The organism is Streptomyces sp. NPDC027663, from assembly GCF_055566415.1.
In genome coordinates this window covers 97856-118497 of record NZ_JBVHSK010000009.1, presented here as the reverse complement: position 1 = coordinate 118497, position 20642 = coordinate 97856, and the positions used below count along the sequence as shown (strand labels likewise).

General features: G+C 73.7%; 15 protein-coding genes. 7 read left to right on the top strand and 8 right to left on the bottom strand.

Annotation, left to right across the window (positions count from 1 at the left end; all coding sequences use genetic code 11):
• Positions 1 to 24: 24 nt before the first annotated feature.
• Entirely contained in the window at positions 25 to 888 is an 864-nt protein-coding gene (locus tag ACZ4SF_RS23805; protein ID WP_468387772.1) for a phosphotransferase enzyme family protein, read from the bottom strand.
• 243 nt (positions 889 to 1131) lie between these two features.
• On the opposite strand from ACZ4SF_RS23805, the gene ACZ4SF_RS23800 reads away from it, so the two are divergent.
• The 4 genes from ACZ4SF_RS23800 to mgt all read left to right on the top strand — a co-directional run bounded on the left by ACZ4SF_RS23800 (position 1132) and on the right by mgt (position 5420).
• Positions 1132 to 2001 (top strand): carbohydrate ABC transporter permease, encoded by an 870-nt coding sequence (locus ACZ4SF_RS23800; RefSeq protein WP_468388076.1) that lies wholly within the window; start codon positions 1132 to 1134, stop codon positions 1999 to 2001.
• Positions 1998 to 2831: a carbohydrate ABC transporter permease gene (locus ACZ4SF_RS23795; RefSeq protein ID WP_468387770.1), complete on the top strand. Its 834-nt coding sequence runs from the start codon at positions 1998 to 2000 to the stop codon at positions 2829 to 2831. The genes ACZ4SF_RS23800 and ACZ4SF_RS23795 overlap by 4 nt, the downstream gene beginning before the upstream one ends.
• Positions 2831 to 4105: an ABC transporter substrate-binding protein gene (locus ACZ4SF_RS23790; protein WP_468387768.1), complete on the top strand. Its 1275-nt coding sequence runs from the start codon at positions 2831 to 2833 to the stop codon at positions 4103 to 4105. Before ACZ4SF_RS23795 ends, ACZ4SF_RS23790 begins: the two co-directional genes overlap by 1 nt.
• Positions 4106 to 4190: 85 nt before the next feature.
• Positions 4191 to 5420, top strand: coding sequence for a macrolide-inactivating glycosyltransferase (gene mgt / locus ACZ4SF_RS23785; RefSeq protein ID WP_468387766.1), 1230 nt, complete (start codon positions 4191 to 4193; stop codon positions 5418 to 5420).
• A gap of 225 nt (positions 5421 to 5645) precedes the next feature.
• Here mgt and ACZ4SF_RS23780 read toward each other — a convergent pair whose 3' ends face one another.
• On the bottom strand, positions 5646 to 7895 hold the full coding sequence (locus ACZ4SF_RS23780; protein WP_468387764.1) for an MMPL family transporter: 2250 nt from the start codon (positions 7893 to 7895) through the stop codon (positions 5646 to 5648).
• A 409-nt stretch (positions 7896 to 8304) separates the two neighbouring features.
• Between ACZ4SF_RS23780 and ACZ4SF_RS23775 the strand changes: the two genes are divergently transcribed.
• The 3 genes from ACZ4SF_RS23775 to ACZ4SF_RS23765 all read left to right on the top strand — a co-directional run bounded on the left by ACZ4SF_RS23775 (position 8305) and on the right by ACZ4SF_RS23765 (position 11831).
• Positions 8305 to 8856, top strand: coding sequence for a DUF1697 domain-containing protein (locus ACZ4SF_RS23775; protein WP_468387762.1), 552 nt, complete (start codon positions 8305 to 8307; stop codon positions 8854 to 8856).
• Positions 8857 to 9122: 266 nt separating this feature from the next.
• On the top strand, positions 9123 to 10139 hold the full coding sequence (locus tag ACZ4SF_RS23770; protein ID WP_468387760.1) for a ketopantoate reductase family protein: 1017 nt from the start codon (positions 9123 to 9125) through the stop codon (positions 10137 to 10139).
• 1368 nt (positions 10140 to 11507) lie between these two features.
• On the top strand, positions 11508 to 11831 hold the full coding sequence (locus ACZ4SF_RS23765; RefSeq protein ID WP_468387759.1) for a hypothetical protein: 324 nt from the start codon (positions 11508 to 11510) through the stop codon (positions 11829 to 11831).
• Positions 11832 to 11873: 42 nt separating this feature from the next.
• Here the strand turns inward: ACZ4SF_RS23765 and ACZ4SF_RS23760 are convergent, their stop codons facing one another.
• From ACZ4SF_RS23760 to ACZ4SF_RS23735, 6 genes are all read right to left on the bottom strand, one after another.
• Positions 11874 to 13211, bottom strand: coding sequence for a protein kinase domain-containing protein (locus ACZ4SF_RS23760; RefSeq protein ID WP_468387757.1), 1338 nt, complete (start codon positions 13209 to 13211; stop codon positions 11874 to 11876).
• A 26-nt stretch (positions 13212 to 13237) separates the two neighbouring features.
• Entirely contained in the window at positions 13238 to 14062 is an 825-nt protein-coding gene (locus ACZ4SF_RS23755; protein ID WP_468387755.1) for a protein phosphatase 2C domain-containing protein, read from the bottom strand.
• Between the two features lie 8 nt (positions 14063 to 14070).
• A complete protein-coding gene (locus ACZ4SF_RS23750; RefSeq protein WP_468388074.1) occupies positions 14071 to 14739 on the bottom strand; it encodes a vWA domain-containing protein in 669 nt (222 codons plus the stop codon).
• Positions 14740 to 14912: 173 nt separating this feature from the next.
• The gene (locus ACZ4SF_RS23745; RefSeq protein ID WP_468387753.1) at positions 14913 to 16604 is read right to left on the bottom strand and encodes a TRAFAC clade GTPase domain-containing protein; all 1692 of its coding nucleotides are present in this window, start codon (positions 16602 to 16604) and stop codon (positions 14913 to 14915) included.
• A complete protein-coding gene (locus ACZ4SF_RS23740; RefSeq protein ID WP_468387751.1) occupies positions 16601 to 19402 on the bottom strand; it encodes a GTPase-associated protein 1-related protein in 2802 nt (933 codons plus the stop codon). Before ACZ4SF_RS23740 ends, ACZ4SF_RS23745 begins: the two co-directional genes overlap by 4 nt.
• Complete coding sequence (locus ACZ4SF_RS23735) at positions 19399 to 20640, bottom strand: TRAFAC clade GTPase domain-containing protein (protein WP_468387749.1); 1242 nt, start codon at positions 20638 to 20640, stop codon at positions 19399 to 19401. The genes ACZ4SF_RS23740 and ACZ4SF_RS23735 overlap by 4 nt, the downstream gene beginning before the upstream one ends.
• Between the last annotated feature and the right edge of the window lie 2 nt (positions 20641 to 20642).

Below are 20642 nucleotides of genomic sequence, written 5' to 3'. Positions count from 1 at the left end.
TGTACGAGCAGACACCGGGCACCGTCAGAACGGATACCACCGCACGGCCTCGTCCCCGTCCCGGAGCGACGCCACCCGGCGACGGAACTCGGCCAGCGCCTTGGGGTTGCTCGGCGCGTGCTGCGCCACCCACGCACAGCTGGCCGTCTCCCGGGCGCCCCGCAGCACCGCACAGCCCGCCCACTCCCGCACATCCCAGCCGTACGCCTCGGTGAAGGAGTCGTACGCCTCGCCGGGCAGCCCGTACCGGTCCCGGGAGAGGGCCATGACCACCAGATCGTGCTCGCGCAGATCCACGGAGAAGGTCTCCAGGTCGACCAGAACCGCCCCGTCCGGTCCGACGTGCACATTGCGGGGCAGCGCGTCACCGTGGATCGGACCCGGCGTCAGACGCGGGCTCAGCGCCGCCGCCTCCCTCGCGAAGCCGTCGCGGCGCTCACGCAGATAGGCCGCGTCCTCGGGGTCGATCGCGTCGCCCGCGAGCCGCAGCCAGCGCTCCACACCGCCCAGCAGGTCGCGGGGCGGCAACGCGAAGGGAGGGGAGGGAAGTGCGTGCACGGCCCGCAGCAGCCCGGCCAGGTCCCGTGCCTCGGCCGGCCGTACGGCATCCGGCAGCCGGTGCCACACGGTCACCGGACGGCCGTCCACCAGCAGCGGCTCCGGCTCGGCCGCCCGTACCGCCGGGACGCCCGCCTCGGCCAGCCAGCCGGCGACGGCCAGCTCACGCTCGGCCCGCTCCAGCAGCTCGGCGTCGCGGCCCACCTTCACCACCAGGTCACCGGCGGCGAACACCGCGTTCTCGCCGAGAGCCAGGAGCCGGGCGTCCCGGGCCGGCCCCGGCAGCACTCCCGCCGCGGCCAGTGCCTGCCGCGCGCGTGCCTCGTCCATCGTGGTGCCTCCGAGCCGTCTTCCCGTGCCGTCCGTGGGCCCACCGCGGGTGCCGGGTGCGGGCCGTGTCCGGCCAGTCTCGCATTCGCACAGGTCGGCCGCCGTGCGCGGCCCCTTGACGAGCCACCCGCCCTTCACGACCATGAACACGCCAACCGGAGCGGCAAAGGGGCTGATTCCGTGACATCAGTTGCCGGGGCAGAGGCGTCCGCGACGGCAGCACGGCGGCCCGCCGGTCGCCGGATCGCCGAGCGCGGTGCCTGGTTCCTGGTCCTGCCCGCACTCATCCCGATCCTGGTGCTCAGTGCCGGCCCGCTGCTGTACGGCATCCTGCTGGCCTTCACCGACGCCCAGTCCGGCCGGACGGCCGCCACCCGGTGGATCGGCGCCCTCAACTTCCGGGACCTGCTGCACGACACCCTCTTCTGGGAGTCGTTCCGGATCGGACTGGTCTGGGCGGTCGGCGTGACCGTGCCCCAGTTCCTGCTGGCGCTCGGCCTGGCCCTCCTGCTCAACCAGGACTTACGGCTGCGCGGCCTGGCCCGTGCCCTCGCGATCGTGCCGTGGGCGATGCCCGAGGTCGTCGTCGGCATCATGTGGCGGCTCGTCTACAACCCGGACGCCGGCGTCCTCAACGAGACCCTGCGCGACCTCGGCCTCGGCGACGGCAGGGACTGGCTGAGCGGCCTGGCCACCGCACTGCCCGCCGTGATCGTCGTCGGCGTCTGGGCGGGCCTGCCGCAGACGACCGTCGCCCTGCTCGCCGGCCTGCAGAACGTCCCGCGCGAACTGCACGAGGCGGCAGCGGTCGACGGCGCGGGCGCCTGGCGCCGCTTCCGCACGGTCACCTGGCCCGCGCTCAGACCGGTGGCCCTCGCCATCACCGCGCTCAACCTCATCTGGAACCTCAACTCCTTCGCCCTGGTCTACGTGCTCACGAACGGCGGACCCGGCGGAAAGACCCGGCTGCCGATGCTCTTCGCCTACGAAGAGGCCTTCCGCTACGGCCAGTTCGGCTATGCGGCGGCGATGGGTTGTGTGCTCGTCGCGGTGGTCTCGATCCTGCTCGCGGTCTTCCTGGCCGGCCGGCTGCGGCTCGGTGACGAGTCATGAGGCCCCGCCGTGCGGCCCGCGCCGGCCAGTACGCCGCCCTGCTCGCGTATCTGCTCTTCCTGGCCTTCCCGTTCCTGTGGCTGCTGTCCACCGCGCTGAAGTCCCCGCGCGAGCTGGGCAGCCTGCACCCGACGTGGATCCCGCGCCACCCCACCCTGTCCAACGTCCGGCAGGCCTTCGGTGAACAGCCTCTGGCACATGCCGCCCTCAACTCCCTGCTGGCGGCGCTCGCAACCGCCGGCGTGGCCGTCCTCATCGCCACCCCGATGGCCTACGTCATGGCCAGGCACCGCACCCGGCTTGCCCGGGCCGCCACCGGGTGGGTGGTGGTCAGCCAGGCGTTCCCCTTCGTGCTGGTGATCATCCCGTTGTTCCTGGTGCTGAAGAACCTGCGGCTGATCGACTCCCTGGCCGGACTGGTGCTGGTGTACGTGGTGTGGGCGCTGCCGTTCGCGCTGTGGATGCTCACCGGTCACGTCCGGGCGGTGCCCGCCGAGCTGGAGGAAGCGGCGGCCGTCGACGGGGCCGGGCGCCTCAGGATCCTGGTGTCCGTGACGGCGCCGCTGCTCGCACCCGGTATCGCGGCCACGGCCCTGTTCGCGTTCGTCACCGCATGGAACGAGTTCTTCTTCGCGCTGGTGCTGCTCAAGAGCCCGGGGAGGCAGACCCTCCCGGTCGTCCTCACCCACTTCATCGGTGCGGAGGGCGTGGCCGACCTCGGGCCGCTGGCCGCGGCGGCGTTCCTCGCCACCCTGCCCTCCGTGGCCGTCTTCGCGCTCGTCCAGCGCCGGATCACGGGCGGCCTGCTCGCCGGGGCGGTGAAGAGCTGATGCGGACCCTCGTCAGGACACTCGTGATGCTCCTGCTTCTGGCCGGCTGCTCGTCGCCGGGCCACCGCGCGGGCGGGCCGGTCACCCTGCGCTTCCAGTCCCTGGCCTGGCAGCAGGAGTCCGTCGCCGCCAACAAGGAGCTGGTGAAGGAGTGGAACGCGACCCATCCGGACGTCAGGGTCGAGTACGTCCAGGGAAGCTGGGACAGCGTGCACGACCAGCTGCTCACCTCCTTCGAGGGCGGCGAAGCCCCGGACGTCGTCCATGACGCCTCCGACGACCTCGCCGACTTCGCCTACGGCGGGTACCTGGCCGACCTGAGAGGCCTGCTGCCCGGCCGGCTGAAGTCCGCCATACCGCGCAGCAGCTGGGACACCGCCACCTTCGGGACCGGCGTCTACGGCGTGCCGTTCCTCCAGGAACCCCGGGTGCTGATCGCCAACTCGGACCTGCTGCGGGCGGCGAAGGTGCGCATACCCACGCCCGGACACCCCTGGACCTGGACGGAGTTCCGGCAGGTCGCCAAGCGGCTCAGCGGACCCGGGCGGTACGGCGTGGCCTGGCCGCTGAAGGAGCCCGTCTCCGCCACGCTCAACCTGTCCCTGTCGGCGGGCGGGCGACTCTTCCACCGGGGCGCGGACGGCAAGGTCACCGTGCGCTTCACCGAGGGGGACGCCATCGTGCCCCGTACCGTCCACGACCAGGTCGCCGTCGACCACAGCGCCCCTGCCTCGACGCTCGGCAGCGGCGGTTCGGACACCCTGCCCGGCTTCTTCGGCGGCCGGTACGCGATGGTGCCGCTGGGCTTCTCCTACCGGCAGCAGATCGTGCAGCAGGCACCCCGGGGCTTCCGCTGGGAGGTGCTGCCGGCCCCGGCGGGCGCCGACGGGCTCGCCCAGGGCGTCAGCCCGCAGACGCTGTCCGTCTCCGCCGACTGCCCGCACAAGAAGGAGGCCGTGGCGTTCATCGACTTCCTGCTGCGGCCGCAGAACATGGTCCGCCTCGCCCTCGGCGACTGGATGCTGCCCACCGGCACCCGGGCCCTGCAGGACCCGGCCCTGCACACCACGAAGTACGGCTGGGCCACCGGCACCGCCCTCGCGGACCGGCTCCGCCCGGCGCCCGCGCAGTCGGTCCGCGGCTACCCGGAGTGGAAGGACAAGGTGGCGACCCCGGCCTACCAGGAGTACTACAGCGGCGCGATCGGCCTCGCCGAGCTGCGCGGCCGCCTCCAGCGGGACGGCAATCTCGTGCTGGCCCGCTACCAGCGCTGAGAGTTCCTGCCCCCGGCTCCCGGAAGAACAGCGGGCACGGAAAATGAATTAGACGATACGTATCGTCTCGTCTAACCTCTGTGGCATGACTCCAGTGACCGCACCCGCCCACATCGCCATGTTCTCCATCGCCGCGCACGGCCATGTGAACCCCAGCCTGGAGGTGATCCGGGAACTCGTCGCCCGCGGCCACCGGGTCACGTACGCCATCCCGCCGGTCTTCGCCGACAAGGTGGCCGCCACCGGCGCCCGGCCCGTGCCCTACGCCTCCACCCTGCCGGGGCCCGACGCCGACCCGGACGCCTGGGGGAGCACCCTGCTCGACAGCGTGGAGCCGTTCCTGGACGACGCCGTCCAGGCGCTGCCCCAGCTCATCGCGGCCTACGGCGACGACACACCCGACCTCGTCCTGCACGACATCGCCTCGTACCCGGCCCGCGTCCTCGCCCATCGCTGGGGCGTCCCGGCGGTCTCCCTCTCCCCGAACCTGGTCGCCTGGGAGGGGTACGAGGAGGAGGTGGCCGAGCCGATGTGGAAGGAGCCGAGGCAGACCGAGCGAGGACGGGCCTACTACGCCCGGTTCGAGGCCTGGCTGGCCGAGAACGGGATCACACAGCACCCGGACGCCTTCGTCGGCCGCCCGGCCCGCTCCCTCGTGCTCATCCCCAAGGCCCTCCAGCCGCACGCCGACCGGGTCGACGAACGCGTCCACACCTTCGTCGGCGCCTGCCAGGGCGACCGCGCCGGCCAGGGCGCCTGGCAGCGGCCCGCCGGTGCGGAGAAGGTCGTGCTGGTGTCCCTCGGCTCGGCCTACACCAAGCGGCCCGCTTTCTACCGGGAGTGCGTGCGCGCCTTCGGGAACCTCCCCGGCTGGCACGTCGTCCTGCAGGTCGGCCGGCACGTGACCCGCGCCGAACTGGGCGACGTACCCGCCCATGTCGAGGTGCACAGCTGGGTGCCTCAACCGGCGGTCCTGCGGCAGGCCGACCTGTTCGTCACGCACGCGGGCGCCGGCGGCAGCCAGGAGGGGCTGGCCACCGCCACGCCGATGATCGCCGTACCCCAGGCCGTGGACCAGTTCGGCAACGCCGACATGCTGCAGGGCCTCGGGGTCGCCCGGCACCTGCCCGCCGAGGAGGCCACCGCCGACCGCCTCCGCGAGGCCGCCCTCGCGCTGGTCGACGACCCCGAGGTCGCGCGCCGGCTCAAGGAGATCCAGGCGGAGATGGCACAGGAGGGCGGCACCCGGCGGGCCGCCGACCTCATCGAGGCCGAACTGCCGGGCAGTCGCGCGAGCCAGGCCACGCAGCGGTGAGCGGCGGCCACGGGCACACCGGCGGCGGCCGGAGACGCACCGTGGTGCCGGGCCGGGCCTTGCGGACGAGGGGCGGCCGCTCTCGGCCCGGCCGCCGTCCTGGCCCTTCGCCCGCGGCCGACGGCCACGACCAAGCCGGTGCCGCAGGCTCGCTCGATGGCCTGAGCACGGACAGGGCCCGTCGGCTCCTCCCGGAACCGACGGGCCCTGCGTCGACGGACGGAATCAGACAGTCAGCCGCTCGCCCCGGTCGTGCACCGGCGTCACGACCGCCGCCGGCGCCTCGTCGTGGGTCAGGTCCGGCAGCCGGTGCAGCCACTTCGGCAGGTACCAGTTGCGCTCGCCCAGCAGGGCCATCACCGCCGGCAGCAGCACCCCGCGGATGATCGTGGCGTCGATGAGTACGGCCGCGGCCAGGCCCACGCCCATCTGCTTCATGGACTGCATGGACAGCGTGCCGAAGATCGCGAACACGGCGACCATGATGACCGCGGCGCTCGTGACGACCCCGGCCGTGGTGACCACACCGTGCCGGATCGCGTCCTTCGTCGTACGGCCGCGCATACGGGCCTCGCGGATCCGGGAGACCACGAACACGTGGTAGTCCATGGACAGCCCGAACAGGATCACGAACAGGAACAACGGCAGCCAGGTCACGATCGCGCCGACTCCCTCCGCGCCCACCAGCGAGGCGCCCCAGCCGTGCTGGAAGACGGCGACGAGGATGCCGTAGGCGGCGGCCACCGACAGCAGGTTGAGCACGATCGAGGTGATCGCGACGGTCAGCGAGCGGAAGGACAGCAGCATCAGCAGGAAGGCGAAGACGACCACGAACACGAAGACCGGGACGACCGAGCCCATCAACTGGTCGTTGAAGTCGTGGTTGCCCGCGACCTGCCCGGTGACCGGGGCCTGCACGCCGTCGACCTTGCCGAGCGTGGCGGGCCGCACCTCGTCGCGCAGCTTCTGAAGGCTCTGTGTCGCCTTGTCCATGTCCGAGCCGCCGACCAGCGGCACCGAGACCAGGGCCAGGTTCTGCGCGTCGTGCAGCTTGATGTCGACCGGGCCGCGCGAGGCCCCCGAGGCGATCGCCTGCTTCTTGAAGTCCGCCAGTGCCCGGCGTACTTCGGGTGCGTCGATGTCCTTGGCCTTGACGACGACCTGGGCCGGCTCGCTGCCGCCCGGGAAGGCGTCGTTGATGCGGTTGTAGGTCTGCACCATGGGCAGCGAGTCGCCGAACTCCTGGTCCAGCGTCAGCTGTTGCGTCTTCATGCCGAGCGCGGGCGCGGCAATCGCGAGCAGTGCGCCGGCCGCGACGACGACCGAGACCAGCGGCTTGGCCAGCACGCCCCGCAGCACGGCCGTCCAGAAGCGGCTGCCGTCGTCCGTGCCGCGCCGGCGTCCCCGGCGGCCCAGGAACGGAATGCGGCCCTTCTCGACGCGCTCGCCGAGCAGTGACAGCAGCGCGGGCAGCACGGTCACCGACCCGACCATGGCGACGGCCACGACCATCAGCGAGGCCAGGCCCATCGCCTCGAACTCGGCGAGCCCGGTGAACAGCATGCCCGCCATCGCCACGCACACCGTGACGCCGGAGACGATGATCGCGCGGCCGCTGGTCGCGGCGGCGATCCTGAGGGCTGTGCCGGCGTCCCGGCCGGCCTCCCGCTCCTCCCGCTCGCGGCGCAGGTAGAACAGGCAGTAGTCGACACCGACGGCCATACCGACCAGCAGCATCACGGAGTTGGCGGTGTCGCTCATCGGCTGCAGATGGCTGACCAGGCCCATCAGGCCCATCGTCGCCATGATCGCGGTGATCGCCAGGGCCACCGGCAGCAGTGCGGCCACCAGTGCGCCGAACGCGATCAGCAGGATGCCGAGCGCCACCGGCACCGCCGAGTACTCGGCCTTCTGGAAGTCGTCCCCGAAGGCGTCCTTGTACTGCTTCTGCATGCTGGCGCCGCCGATCTCCTCGATCCGCAGCGAGCCGTGGTCCTTCTGCACCCCGGCGACGGCCTTCAGCACCGGCTCGATCCGGTCGGCGGCGGTGTCCGCATCTCCGCGCAGGTCGAACTGGACCAGCGCGCCGCGGCCGTCCCGGGAGATGGTGCGCGTGTCGTAGGGCGAGGTCACGCCCGTGACCCTGCCGGTGCCTTCGACGGCCTTCACGACATCGGCGACGGCGGCACGGAATTCGCCGCTGGTGGCCTTCAACGCCCCGTCCTCGGCCTGGATCAGGACGGTCTCCGAGGCGGGTTCCTCGATCCCGGCGTCGTCGATGATCTTGGCGGCGGTGTGCGTCTCGCCCTTCAGCTGGTCGCTCTCGTCCACGTCGACCCGGCCCGCCGCCGAGCCGAGCCCCATCGCCAGGACGACGAACAGCACCCATATGCCGACGGCCGCCCAGCGGTGCCGGGCGCTCCAGCCGCCGGCCCGGGCGGCCAGCCCCCGCACCCGCACCTCTGTGTTCCCCATGACGGGTCTGCCCCCTCGTGTGCGGTGACGGCCCCCTGCCGCCACGTCTGTGCTTGCTCCGGTCTCGACGGTAGGCGCGCGACACGGCCGTCTCGTCGTGCTGCCCGGTGAAGTGCGCGGGGCCTGGATCACCGCTGGGTAGGACGGCGGCCCCTTACATCTATCGCTGGTTCTCGGGGGTGCGTCTCGGGGACGAGGGGTGGGAGCCCGGGGCGAGGAACCCGGTGTCCGTTCCGGCCGACAGAGATCCGCTTTGTGATTACGAAACCTTGTTGAACAAGTCACAGGTGCGTGTAGAGGTTGATCCGGCCCCCGCTCATCGGCCAGAGTTTCGCGCAGCCCGTCCTGGCGCGGGCGCGGCCGTCGTGCCCGCCCCCACGGGGCACGACGGCCGCTCTAGGGTGGCCGGATGACCACCTATGCGGCGCTGTTGCGCGGAATCAACGTCGGCGGCAGCAAGAAGCTCCCCATGGCCGAACTCCGCACGCTCATGACCGGCCTCGGCCACACCGGTGTCCGCACCCATCTCCAGAGCGGTCAGGCCGTCTTCGCCGCCGGCCACGGCGACGAGGAGTCCCTCGCGGCGGAGCTGGCCCGGGCGATCGAGGAGAGCTTCGGTTTCTCCGTCGACGTGCTCGTGCGCGACCACGCCTACCTGAGGGCGGTCGCGCAGGCCTGTCCGTTCCCGGCCGCAGACCTGGCGCCCAGGCAACTGCACGTCACCTACTTCTCCGCACCCGTCACCCCCGACCGGTTCGCGGAGATCGACCAGGCCGCCCACCTCCCGGAGGAGTTCCGGCTCGGCGACCGCTGCCTGTATCTGTACGCCCCGGACGGCGTCGGCCGCTCCAAGCTCGCCGAGGCGCTGGCCCGGCCCCGGACGACCAAGGGCCTCGTCGCCACGAGCCGGAACTGGAACACCGTGCTCAAGCTGGTCGAACTGACCGCTCCGGGTGCGTGACGGTCCGCCGGCCGCAGCGGGTGCCCGGCGGCGCCCCGGCCCGTCCAGGCGGCGTCTCGGCACACCTGGGCCGGGCGGGCCGGTCGACGGAGGCCGCGGGCCGGCTCACCGCGCAGGTGGGCTGCCCGCATATCTGATGTAACGTCACATCGTGGGGTGCCAACCGCGGTTCGGGCCTCCCGTGGATGCCGTCGGCCGTCCGCCCCGCGCCGAAGGGCAGGGGGGCGACCAGCGAGCGCCCAGGAGCGGTGTGCGAGGCTCTGCCCATGCGCTACATCATCATCGGGGCCGGCGCGGTCGGCGGCACCGTCGGTGGCCGGCTGGCCCAGGCCGGGCGTGAGGTCGTCCTCGTCGCCCGCGGCCGGCACCTGGCGGCCCTCCGCGAGCACGGGCTGCGACTGCGGGTCCCGCAGGGGGAGTCGACACTCCGGCTGCCCGCCGTGGACGGACCGGCCCCGCTCGGTGAGCTGCGCGCCGACGACGTCCTCGTCCTCGCCGTGAAGACCCAGGACACCGTGGCCGCCCTGGACACCTGGGCGGACGCGCCGGTCGCCGGCGGCGGTACCGCGGCCGCACGGCTGCCGCTCGTCTGCCTGCAGAACGGCGTCGAGAGCGGACGGCTCGCGCTGCGCCGCTTCCGGCACGTCCTCGGCGTCTGCGTCTGGCTGCCGTCGGCCTTCGTGGAACCCGGGGTCGTCTCCGCCGCCGGTACCCCGCTCACCGGCATCCTGCACCTCGGACGCCTCCCGCACGGCACCGACGACACCGCCCGCCGCATCGCCGCCGACCTGGCCGACGCGCACTTCGAGGCACCGGTCGTGGCCGACGTCGCCCGCTGGCAGTACGCCAAGCTGCTCGGGAACCTCGGCAACGCCCTCGAAGCGGTCAGCGGGCCGGTCGCCAGCGAGGAAGCCCAGGCCCTGTACGCGCGCGTACGGTCCGAAGGAGAGGCCGTGCTCCGGGCGGCCGGCATCCCGTACGCGAGCGCCGAGGAGCAGCGCGCGGTACGTGGCGACAAGGTCACCCTGGTCCCGCTGGACGGGGCCCCGCGCGGCGGCGGCTCCTCCTGGCAGTCCCTCGCCCGGGGCACCGGCACCATCGAGGCGGACTACCTCAACGGCGAGATCGTCCTGCTCGGCCGGCTGCACGGCGTACCCACCCCGCTGAACGAACTGCTGCAAGACCTCGCGAACCGGTTCGCGAAGGAGCGCAGGGCGGCCGGTTCCCTGCCGGTCACCGAACTGGCCGGGCTGGCCGAGGACGCCGCACGACAGGGCGGTTGACCGTCCGGCGGGGGCCGGCGCTTCAGCAGGCCCGCAAGAGAAGCATGCATCAGTACCGGACGGGGAGCGTGCGCACGGAACAAACGGGGGACATGGTGGAAGAACTCGCAGGGGACGCGGGGGAGCGGCTGGTCGCGCCCGACGCCGCAGGGGAGTCGGGGCAGCGGCCGGCGCAACCCGGCGTCACGACGGACGTGGGCAGCGGCTGGTCGCGCCCGGTGTCTCGACGGACTCGCAGCGGCTGGTCGCGTCCGGTGTCGCGGGGGACGCGGGGGAGCGGCTGGTCGTGCGGTTCCAGGCGGGCCGGGTGCACGTGACCGCCGTGGCCGTACCGGCTGCTCGGTCCGGCCGCCGAGGCCGACGACGCCCTCCAGGAGGCCTGGCTGCGCGCGGCAGGCCGACGGGCCGGCCCGGCAGCCAGACTTCTTCGAACTGAAGCGCACCCGCACCGGCGCGCTGTGCTTCGACCGACCCCCGATCACGGAATGGCCGATAACCGCCCCTGCGGAGCCCCTACGTCACCACACGTGTGACACCAGGGCGGCACCAGGCGCAGAACGAAGAGCCGACGCGGTCCGACGGCACAGGGGAGCGCCGGACCGCGTCGGCCATAGCACACCCAGGCTCCCCGGCGGCCCGGCTCGCCGAACCCCGCGACAACCACGTGAGGCTGTCCCTAGGGTGAAGCGCGCCGAACGCCGGAAGAGGGGGGACGGGTGAGGATGACGGGCCGACCATCACCGTCGTCGCCGCGGTGCCGCGAGGACGGCGTGCCCCGGCGCCCGGGCCCCTCCGACCGCCTCGACGACGGCTCCACCCGCCACGCCGCCCGGACGCTCACCGCCGACGGGCTCGGACGGCCGTGTCTCCCGCGCTCCCTGACGGGGGTTCGGGGACCGGTCAACGGACACCGCTCACCCGGACGGGTGGCGATTTTCGGCCCTCTCGGCGGCAGGCTCCCCAGCACCGGCGGGCCCTCCCGGGTCACACCGGCCGACGCACCGGCCCCGAACCGCGCGGCACCCGCACCCCACGGCGTCACCGGCAGCGCCGCAAGGGCGTTCCCGCCGCGGCAGAACGGTTCCCGCGGCACCACGACATCGCCACCGGCACCGTCGGCAAGGCCGTACAGGTCATCAACACGCAGAGCCGTGACATCGGTAACGTCAGCGGTCCCAGCAACATCGGCGCCCACGGGACGCACCCTCCCAGGCGGGCGGCAGGGGCCCGGAAACCACGGCGGCCCGGGAGCCCGGGGCGGACCCGGGCCCGCGGGATCCGCTCCGCCCACGCCGAAACCGTAACCCCAGCCTCCCGGCGGCTCCTCCGGTCCGGAAACGAGCCGCCGGCCAGAACCGAGGGCAGGACATGAGCACCTACCACTACGGAAACGTCAACGACCCGGGTAACTTCACCGGCCACGGCCGGATCCGGACCAGCTACACCACCCCCGACCTCGACATGCTGATGGACGTCGCCGACCAGCTCACCGACACCCTGCACGCCGAGTACCCCGGACTCGTCGGCAGCGGCGAAGTCATCCAGCGCGAGCTGGCCCGGTCCGCCGAGGACGGGCTGCCGCCCAACCGGGGCCGGATCCGCTCCGCACTGGAGACCATCGCCATCGCGGCGTCGGCCGGCACCGGCAGCCTCGCCTTCACCCGCGAACTCACGCAGGCGCTCGGTCTCTGAGCGGCCGGAGCCCCGCCGCCACGGGGCCCCGGGCCCGCCCGGTCACTGCGCCCGCACGACCGCCCGTACCCCGCCACCGAGGTCGAGATCGAGCCCCGCCCGCAGCGGCACGGTCTGACCGGGCTCGACCTTCTGCACGGTGCCGTCCGAACGGGCGCCCGTCCACGTCTCCTGCGAGCGGTTGGCGAGCCCGAACCGCCCAGGCCTGTCGGGATGTTCCACCAGCTCCGCCACGAGCGCCGCGTCCGAGCAGTCGTGCCGCGCCGGCTCCGGCAGCAGATGGTGCGCCTGCACACGGGCGGCCCGGCGCAGCCGGATGTGGTGCTCGGAGCGGGGCGGCGGAGTGGTCACCGTCAGCCGCGGCGGCAGCACCAGCAGGGCCCCGCACCCCCAGCAGTCCCGCGGCGGCGGATTCTCACCCGGCTCGGTCATGTTCTGCCGCCCGCACGAGGCGCACTCCACCACCGCGTCCAGCACCGCACGCAGCGCATCACGCCACTCCGACTCCCGCACCCGGGCCGCCGGATCGTGCAACCCGGTCGTGAAGGAGCGCCGGAACAGCTCCCGCAGCCGTACCGCAGCCGCGTCCCAGGTGGCCAGTACGGTGGCGTGCTCCACCGGATCGGGAGCGTTGGAATCGTCCACCGGGTCGAACACGAACAACGGGCTCCTGCCGTACAGCCTGCGCTCCGCGGCGTCGTCCAGGCAGTGGATGCCCAACTCGCGCCTGCCCTTGAGCGGGTGATGGTTCATCAGCAACATGAACAGCAGCACGGCGAGCGAGTGCAGATCGGACTGGGTGCCGGGGCACGCCCCGGGGCCGCCGCGCACCAGCTCCGGGGCCATGAACTCCATGGTCCCCGAGATACCGCTGACGTCGCCCTCCACCACCGCGTTGTCGTTGTCGCACACCAGCACGTCACCGGTGTACGGGTCGAAGAAGATGTTGCCCCAGGAGATGTCCCGGTAGGCGATGCCCCGGGAGTGCAGCGCCTGATAGGCCTCCACCGTGTACAGGCAGGCCGTCAGCAGCGCCCGGGGTGTGGTGCGCAACTGCCGCCGGAACAGCGCAGGAAGGCCCTTGAAGCGGTCCGGACGCAACCCCATCAGATAGCCGAACGAGCCGCGGTGCTCCGGTACGAAGGCCTCCGGCCACAGGAACCGGTCATCGGCGAAGTCCCGGGTCACCAGTTCCCGTACGATCGCCTCCTGCTCCGGGGTCGCGCACGTCGGGTAGTACCACTTCAGGGCCCGCTCCCCGTCCGGCGTCCGGACCCGGTACACCTCGCCCTGCCCGCCGGCGCCGAGAAGGTCCACGATCTCGACGTCGTCACCGTTCTCCGCCGCGAGGTACGTCCCGCCGTCGAGCATGCCGCTCATCTACGTCTCCGTCTTCCGTTCCGTGGTCACTCGGTGCCGGCCACCGCCGCCGCCAGGGTCGTGTCGTCGCCCGAGTAGCGGGAGGCCTGCGCCAGCCAGTCCGGCAGGGCCGTGCGGACGCCGGCGCTGCCCTGAGCGGCGAGGCGACCGGCCAGGTCCGTGACGAACGCGCGGTACCCGTCCGCCGAGGCGAAGCTCTTCGACAGTCCGTCCGTGGAGAGCACGACCAGCCGCGGAGCGCGGGCCGCGTCGAACACCGGCGCCCAGTGCATCCGCACCGACCGCCAGGCCTGCCGCCCGCACAGCGACTCGGTCTCGTCGCCCAGGTCCTCCTGGGCGGGCGCGAGCGGCCGGCGCAGCGTGCCGTCGTGCCCGACCACCGCGAGGTCCCCGTCGCCGATCTGCCAGGCCACGAACAGCCAGGGCGTGACCACCGCACCGAGCAGGGTCGTGCCGTACAGCAGGAGTTTCTCCCCGGGGTCCGGCTCCCGGCCGGCCACCCCCACCGCCGGCCGGTGCCGGTCCCAGTGGCCGAGGGCCGCCTGCTGCCATTCGTGCACCACGGCGCGCGGGAAGCCGTCCCGGGCGTAGGCCATGAGCCGGGCCAGCCGGCCCCGCTCCTGGCAGCCGTGGGCCGCCCGCCCGAACCCGGCGGCCAGGGACACGAACCGGTCCACGGCGAACCGCGCGCCCAGCCCGCTGCGCGCGTGCGCCGCCGAGCCGTGCCCGTCGGCCACGGCCAGCACCAGCGGATCCGTCTCCGAGCCGGTGCCCCGGCACTCGTACCAGTCCTGATTGCAGTGCTTGCCCACGCCCTGGACGCTCCCGGCCAGCGTCTCCCACCGTCGCACCCGGAGCGTCACCACACGTCGTCGTCATCGTCGTCGTTCAGCACCGGCGGCGCATACGGCTGCTTCGCCATGTTCACCGTGAAGCCTTCGTCGGCGACCGGCCGGGAGGCCGCCTTCACGGCCGCCGTCGACGCCCAGCGGATCGCGGCCGCCAACTGCTTGGGGCTGTTGGCGTCCAGCGGCTGCAGTTCGGGGTTGCCGAGGAACTCCTGCAGGACCCCGCGGTCCGCGTCCGCGCCGATCGCGACGGCCACCCGCACCGCCTTGCGCCCCCAGGGGGTGGCGTCCACGGCCTTCAGGCCGGCCCTCCAGTCGTCGGTGGGCGAGCCGTCCGAGACCAGCGCCAGCACCGGCTTCAGCGCCCGCTGCGGCATCGGCGGGGTCTGCAGCTCCCGGGCCACCAGGTGCAGCGCGTCACCCATGTTCGTCATGCCGTCGACCTGCACGTCCTGCCAGGTGAAGTCGTCCACGGGAACCGGCGTCCCGTGGTGCCACCGGGCGGTGGTTGAGAAGGTGACCGTGCGCAGCAGGAGTTGTGCCGCGGGGTTGTCGTGGGCCACCGACCGCATTTCCGGGACGGCTTCCCTGATCGCGTAGTTGAGTCGGGCGATCTTCTCGCCCTGCATCGAGTACGAGCAGTCGAGCAGCCAGATGAAGTGGACCGGCCGGTTGGCCATCGGCCCGCCGGGAATGTCGCTCACGCCGCAACGTCCTTTCGTGTCGGAGGGGTGGGAACGGTCAGGGCAGCAACAGCCAGACGCCGAGGGCGATGGACGCCACCGCCAGCAGCAGTGCGATGCCGAACAGGCCCGCCATCGCCTGCCGGCCCCGGCCGACGGGCGGGGTCACCTCAGTCATGCCGGGCCTCACCTGCCGTCGTCGTCGCCGTTGCCTTCGCCGGCCGCCGCCGCGGCCACCGCAGCCGTCGCGCACCGCCCCCGGCACGCCCGGTCAGCGGGCCGGTGCGCAACCCGGAGGCCGCGAGCAGCCACAGCACCGGTTCCGCGGCCCGGCGCTGCTCGCTCATCAGCGGCCCGGTGCCGGTGGCCGCGTGGGCGCTGACCGACCAGTAGCGGGCCGCCCGGAAGTCGTGGCCGAGGGACCGCACGAGTGCACCCAGCCCGATGTCACCGAGCCAGTGGTCGATCCTGGCGCCCGGCACCGGCAGCGAGGTCAGCTGGTCCAGCACGTCCCGCTTGGTGACCACGGCGGCCACCGGCAGCCGGGGCCGCCGCCCGCTCAGCGCGGCCAGTTCACCGGTCACCCGCTCGTACGTCTCCCGCGGCCCCTGGAGCGAGGGCCGCGCCCGCTCCGCACGCGCGGTGTCGGCCGGGCCCAGCCGACGGCGCACCGTGGGATCGGCGAGCACGTCGACGAGCAGGACCACCCCGTCCGCGTGCGCCAGGTAGCCCTGGGTCCGTGCCCGTCCGGCGTCGCTCACCGACTCGCCCATCGGGTCGTACAGGTACAGCAGCCGCCGCCGAAGCCCCCGCGACACGACGAGCATCAGAGCGCGCGGCGGCCCTCCGGTCGTGGCGTGTGCCCAACTGGCCCGCTTCAGCTGCTGGTCGACCGAGTTTTGGGAGACCTGGTCGAGGTCGGAGGCGTACTCGACGCGCAGTTCGCCCTCCCGGGCCCAGCCGTGCAGCCCCTCGACCACGGCCGCCACCAGCATCGTCTTGCCCGACGAGGTGCCGCCCACCACCGGGGCGTGCACCACCCGGGTGGTGGCCAGCGCCTGCGGCAGGTTGTCTTCGCAGCGCGGGCACAGCGTGGACAGTCTGCCCCGGCCGGTCAGCCGCGTGGCCGGCAGCCGGCGCCCGCAGCGGCACACATGCCACAGGGCGCCGTACGGACCCGGCCGCATTTCGGCGTGCCGCGAGCCACAGCCGTCGCAGCGGTGCAGCGCCAGCGGGACCAGCGCGTAACAGCCCGGGTGCGGGCAGGCCGGGCGGATGCCCCGCAGCATCGCCCAGCCCCGGTCCAGCCCGCGTAGCAGGAATACACTCGCCGCCCAGCCGAGCCAGACCAGGCCCAGCAGCACCGCGAAGACCAGCAGCACCCAGCCGAGCAGCACGGTGGCGAGCACCGCGCCGATCAGCGCGCCCACCGCCGTACCGGGGGCGATCAGTGTGGCCAGCAGGAACCGGCTGAGAGGCATCGCCGGACGCTGCCCGCGCGGGTACCGGCCCTGTGCCAGGTTCAACACGAAGTACATCCATCGTTGGACGAACGCGTGCCAGAGCGACCGCATACCGTTGCCGCCGGCCGAGGCCGCGTCCCTCCACGACTGCCGCCACCAGTAGGCCGGGTGGGCAGGCTCCGCACCCCGGGTCGGGGGCAGACGCGGGTCCACCATGCCCGTGTCCCATGGCTCGAGCCCCTGCCACACCCCGTCCACGCCCCGAGCCACGTACTCCCAGAGCGTCCGGAACAGACAGACCGCGACGGCCACCAGCCCGGTCCAGGCGAGCAGGGCGAGCACCACCTGCAGGGTGATGGACAACTGCCCACCGCCCCAGATGCCGTCGCCGCTCTTCACCGGACGTCCCCGCCGGCGGGCGGCCCGGCGTCCCCGGGCCCCGGCGGCTGCCGGTCCTCGTGCCGGCCGCGCCCGGACGCCCGGCCCGCCAGCCGGCCGGCCAGCCGGACCAGGGCGCCCGGCCGGTTCCACGCGCGGTACGCGTCCAGCCGGCCCCCGCCCGTGCGGCGCAGTGCCTCCTCGACCGCGGCCTGCTCCTTGTCGGGCAGCGTCCGTACCACCGGCCGCAGCACCTTGGCCAGCAACGTCGTGCGCGTCGCCTCCCAGCGGGGGTGGGTGCCCGGGTAGGCGCTCCAGTCGCAGAAGCGGGCGGCCAGGTACGACGGCGACATGGAGAGGCGGTCGGCGACCTCGATTCCGCGCGCCACCCGCTGGTAGGCCGCCAGCATGTCCGCGTCGTCGGAGCGGGCCAGCGCGTACAGCTCGCCCGGGGGCACCGGTACGCTCAGCAGCCGCCGGGCCAGGGCGTCGTACACCCGCCGGGTCACCTGCGCGGGCACGGGCTCGATCGCGCCGTCCCGCAGCGCGCGTACCCGCTCCACCCAGTTCTCGCCCTCGCCGCCGGTGCCGAGCAGCGCCGTGAACTCCAGCAGGAGCAGGGGCGGGCGGTGCGCCGGGGCCAGCTCCGTGGGGAAGCGGCGCAGCAGATCGACGGCGAGCAGGGGGGCGGCGGCATCCGCGACGGGGGCGGCGAGAGCGGCGGCCACCAGCAGGTCCCGGGTGCCTGCGTGGCGGTGCGCGTCCGAGCCCAGCTGGTTCAGCAGCAGGCTCGCCTCCTCCCCGGTGGGCAGGTCGTCGGGCCACACCAGGTGGAACGCCGTGCGCAGGACCGCCGGTTCGGCGTGCGGCGAGACCCCGGCGGTGCGCAGCACCGCGTGGAACCGCCCGAGCCGGTCCCCGTCGGGCGGGCCGGCCGTGTCGCCGAGCACGCACATCCGCAGGTGCGGGAAGCCGGGCCCCGCTGTCACGGGCAGCCAGGACCCCGCGAGCCGCGCGGCCACGACGGGCGGATTCGCCACGGCCAGCGCGTCCAGCGCGCCGAACAGGGCCGCACGCAGGGCGGGGTGCGTGTGCAGGGCGTCGAGGAGAGCGGGGGGACAGGGGGAGGCGGGGTGGCCGGCGGGTGCATGATGCCCCTTCCCGGCGGGCTCCGGCGCCTGCTGTTCGCCGCCCGGCCGGCCCTGCTTCTCGTCCCCGGACGTGCCCGGCCCGTCGTCCTTCGCCGCGGCCCGCGCGTTCACCAGCCCCTGCGCGATGCGGCCCGCGAACACCGGCAGCACGTCCGTGCAGTCGACATCGAGCAGGTCGGCGATGTGCAGCAGTTCCAGGGGCCGGCCGGTCGCCGGTCCCGTCGCATCGGCGATGCCGTCGCGCAGGGCCGGTGCCAGATCCCGGGCCAGCGCGGCTCGCACCCCGGGGGTCAGCGAGGCCGCACCCAGCGCGGGGACCGGGCCCCGTCCGTACACGGCCAGGGCCAGCACCCGCGCGGCGAGCGGCGCGGACACGGCCGTGGGCACCTTTCCGTCCAGCCGCGCCAACAGCACGGCCAGCGCCACCGCTTCGTCGTCCCGCGCGCCCCGGCCGGAGCCCTCACCGGGAGCCTCCCCGGCACCACGGTGGGCATGCTCCCCGGCGCCCCGGCCGACAGGCTCTCCCGCACCGCGGTCGGCATACCCCCCGGCGCCCCGGCCGGCGAGCCTCCCGGCGTCCGGGCCATCGCCTCCCACGGCGCCACTGCCGGCCTCGGACTGCTGCTCGGCCCCGGCGCCCCACCCCCCGTCACCGGCGGGCTCCCGGGCCAGCTGCGCCACCAGCGCCACGAGCGTCGGGCCGGGCATCCGGAACGCATGCTCCGTGGCCCACCGGGCGGCGGCCGCCCGGCCGTCCGGGCGCAGGGGGATGCCTTCGGACAGGGCGCTGGTCGCCAGCGCACCGGGGTCGCGGCAGGTGTCCCCGACCTCGCGGGCCGTCTCGCGGAACAGCTCCGGGCGCCCCGCCGTCCAGATCCGCGCGCACACGTCGGCCCAGGTGTCCGACACGGGATCCCCGGTGGCCCGGCCGATGCAGTCGTGCACCCGGAACCGGTGGTCGTGCCCGACCGGCTCCGACGAGGGCAGCGCGCCGACGATCTGCTGGCGGGCCTGTTGCGGTCGCCGGGTGTACGTCGTGAAGGTCAGCAGGTGTGCCTGCTCCCGTGGCAGGACCGCGCAGGCGAGCGCGATCCACCGGGCCACGTCCGCGCTGTCCCGCTCCACGACGACGATCTGCCGGGCGTCACTGCCGTCGGCCAGGGTGTGCAGGTCGGCGAAGAACGCGGCCAGCCGGTCCGCCCGGGACCGTGCGAACGCGACGAGCGCGTCCCGGCGCAGCAGTCCCGACGGCTCGAACCGGCCGACCGGCTCCGGCCGGCCGTCCGGGGGTGTGGTCTCCGCCCAGCGCGACGACTCCCAGGCCGTGATCGGCAGCGCCCCCTCCGGCAGCCGGGTCCCGGCCGGGAGATGCACGGCGTGCGCGTGGAAGTTGCCCCACCGCCCGCTGTAGTCGGCGCCGATGTACACGGACCGGCACAACAGGCGGCCGCCGTCGGACAGTTCACTGCACGAGAAGGCCTTCGGGAAGGACTTCAGCTGCTCGGTGTCCGGGCGGTCCGGAAGATCGCGCGGCGGCTCGTACCCGATGAGCTGTTCGGCCTCGCGCAGCACCGGTGCCGGTACGCCGGAACTGACCGCGGTGAAGCGGAAGCCGGAGCCGTCCGGACCGGGCGGAGCCGAGGTGTAGTGCAGCTGGGTGAAGCTCACCGGGCCCCCTCCTTCCCGGCCGTGCGGACCGGCAGCAGCCCGCGCAGGGCCAGCAGCCACAGCAGCGGATCCTCCACCCGCACCGGTTGCGGCCCCGACTTCGGTACGTCCGCCGGGGCGTCCGGGGGTGGCGGCGCCCCCAGCGCCGACAGCCCGAACAGCGACAGCCTCGCGAAGTCGTGCTCCAGCTGGCGCAGCAGCGCGCCGCAGTCCCAGTCCACGAGCAAGGCCCGGAGTTCCTCGTGGACGGCGAGCCGGTCCTCGGCGTCGTAGGCGCCGCCCGTGTGCGCGGCGTTGCGCAGCAGCGGCGAGTGCGGGTCGAGCAGGGACCTGAGCATGTCCGTCTTGGTGACGGCCACCGCGATGGGCGTCGTCACCCGTTTGTCCGTCCCGCCCTTGCCGTGCGTGCGCAGCTGGGCCGCGAGGTCGGCGGCGATCTGCCGGGGCGCGGTCTCCACCACGGGCAGCGGCGGCCCGTCGTGCACGGGCAACCGGTCCCGCACGGAGCCGAGCTGCAGCGGATCGACCAGCAGGATGATGCCGTCCGCGGCGCTCAGATAACGGGTGTAGCGGTCGATCGCCTCGGCGCCCGCGAGATCCTCGCCGGCCGCGTCGAAGAAGACGAGCGTGGTGTGCCGGGTACCGGAGACGCGCAGTCGCCCGCGCCGGGGCAGGCTGAGCCGGTACAGCAGCGGGTCGTTGAAGCCGAGCGCGGACGGCCGGGTCGCGTCGGGCAGCCGCAGCCGGTCGTACAGGTCCTCGGCCATCTCCTTGTCACGCGACTGCGTGTGCTGTCCCATGGCGGCCAGCGAGGCGTGATAGGCCTGTCCCACCCTGTGGTCCAGCTCGTTGCGGAGCACGGCCACATAGGTGCTCTTCCCGGAGGCCTTGGCCCCGACCAGGGCGATGATCCGGCTGTCCTGGTCGCAGTAGTCGCTGGGCAGATCGTTGTGGCACTCCGCGCACACCCGGACCGGCGTCGGTACCCCGCATCTCGGGCAGGGCACGCTGCTGCCGGCGCCGCCGAGCCCGGGGAGCCTGCGCGTGGGCGTGAACACGGGCCCGCGCTCCTGGGCACCCCGAGGCGTCCGCGGTCCCTGGAACGCGGCCCAGGCTTTGTCGGTCTCGGCCGCGCAGGGGGCACCGCCGCGCACCCCGGTCGGGGTCATCAGACAGCGGTACGGCAACCGGGCCGCCGATGCGCGAGCGAAGCAGTAGGGGCAGATCACGGTCGTCATGG

Coding starts and splice junctions, on each gene's coding strand:
- ACZ4SF_RS23805 (WP_468387772.1), bottom strand. CDS start 888: ATGGACGAGGCACGCGCGCGGCAGGCACTGGCCGCGGCGGGAGTGCTG.
- ACZ4SF_RS23795 (WP_468387770.1), top strand. CDS start 1,998: ATGAGGCCCCGCCGTGCGGCCCGCGCCGGCCAGTACGCCGCCCTGCTC.
- ACZ4SF_RS23790 (WP_468387768.1), top strand. CDS start 2,831: ATGCGGACCCTCGTCAGGACACTCGTGATGCTCCTGCTTCTGGCCGGC.
- mgt (WP_468387766.1), top strand. CDS start 4,191: ATGACTCCAGTGACCGCACCCGCCCACATCGCCATGTTCTCCATCGCC.
- ACZ4SF_RS23780 (WP_468387764.1), bottom strand. CDS start 7,895: ATGGGGAACACAGAGGTGCGGGTGCGGGGGCTGGCCGCCCGGGCCGGC.
- ACZ4SF_RS23775 (WP_468387762.1), top strand. CDS start 8,305: ATGACCACCTATGCGGCGCTGTTGCGCGGAATCAACGTCGGCGGCAGC.
- ACZ4SF_RS23770 (WP_468387760.1), top strand. CDS start 9,123: ATGCGCTACATCATCATCGGGGCCGGCGCGGTCGGCGGCACCGTCGGT.
- ACZ4SF_RS23765 (WP_468387759.1), top strand. CDS start 11,508: ATGAGCACCTACCACTACGGAAACGTCAACGACCCGGGTAACTTCACC.
- ACZ4SF_RS23760 (WP_468387757.1), bottom strand. CDS start 13,211: ATGAGCGGCATGCTCGACGGCGGGACGTACCTCGCGGCGGAGAACGGT.
- ACZ4SF_RS23750 (WP_468388074.1), bottom strand. CDS start 14,739: ATGGCCAACCGGCCGGTCCACTTCATCTGGCTGCTCGACTGCTCGTAC.
- ACZ4SF_RS23735 (WP_468387749.1), bottom strand. CDS start 20,640: ATGACGACCGTGATCTGCCCCTACTGCTTCGCTCGCGCATCGGCGGCC.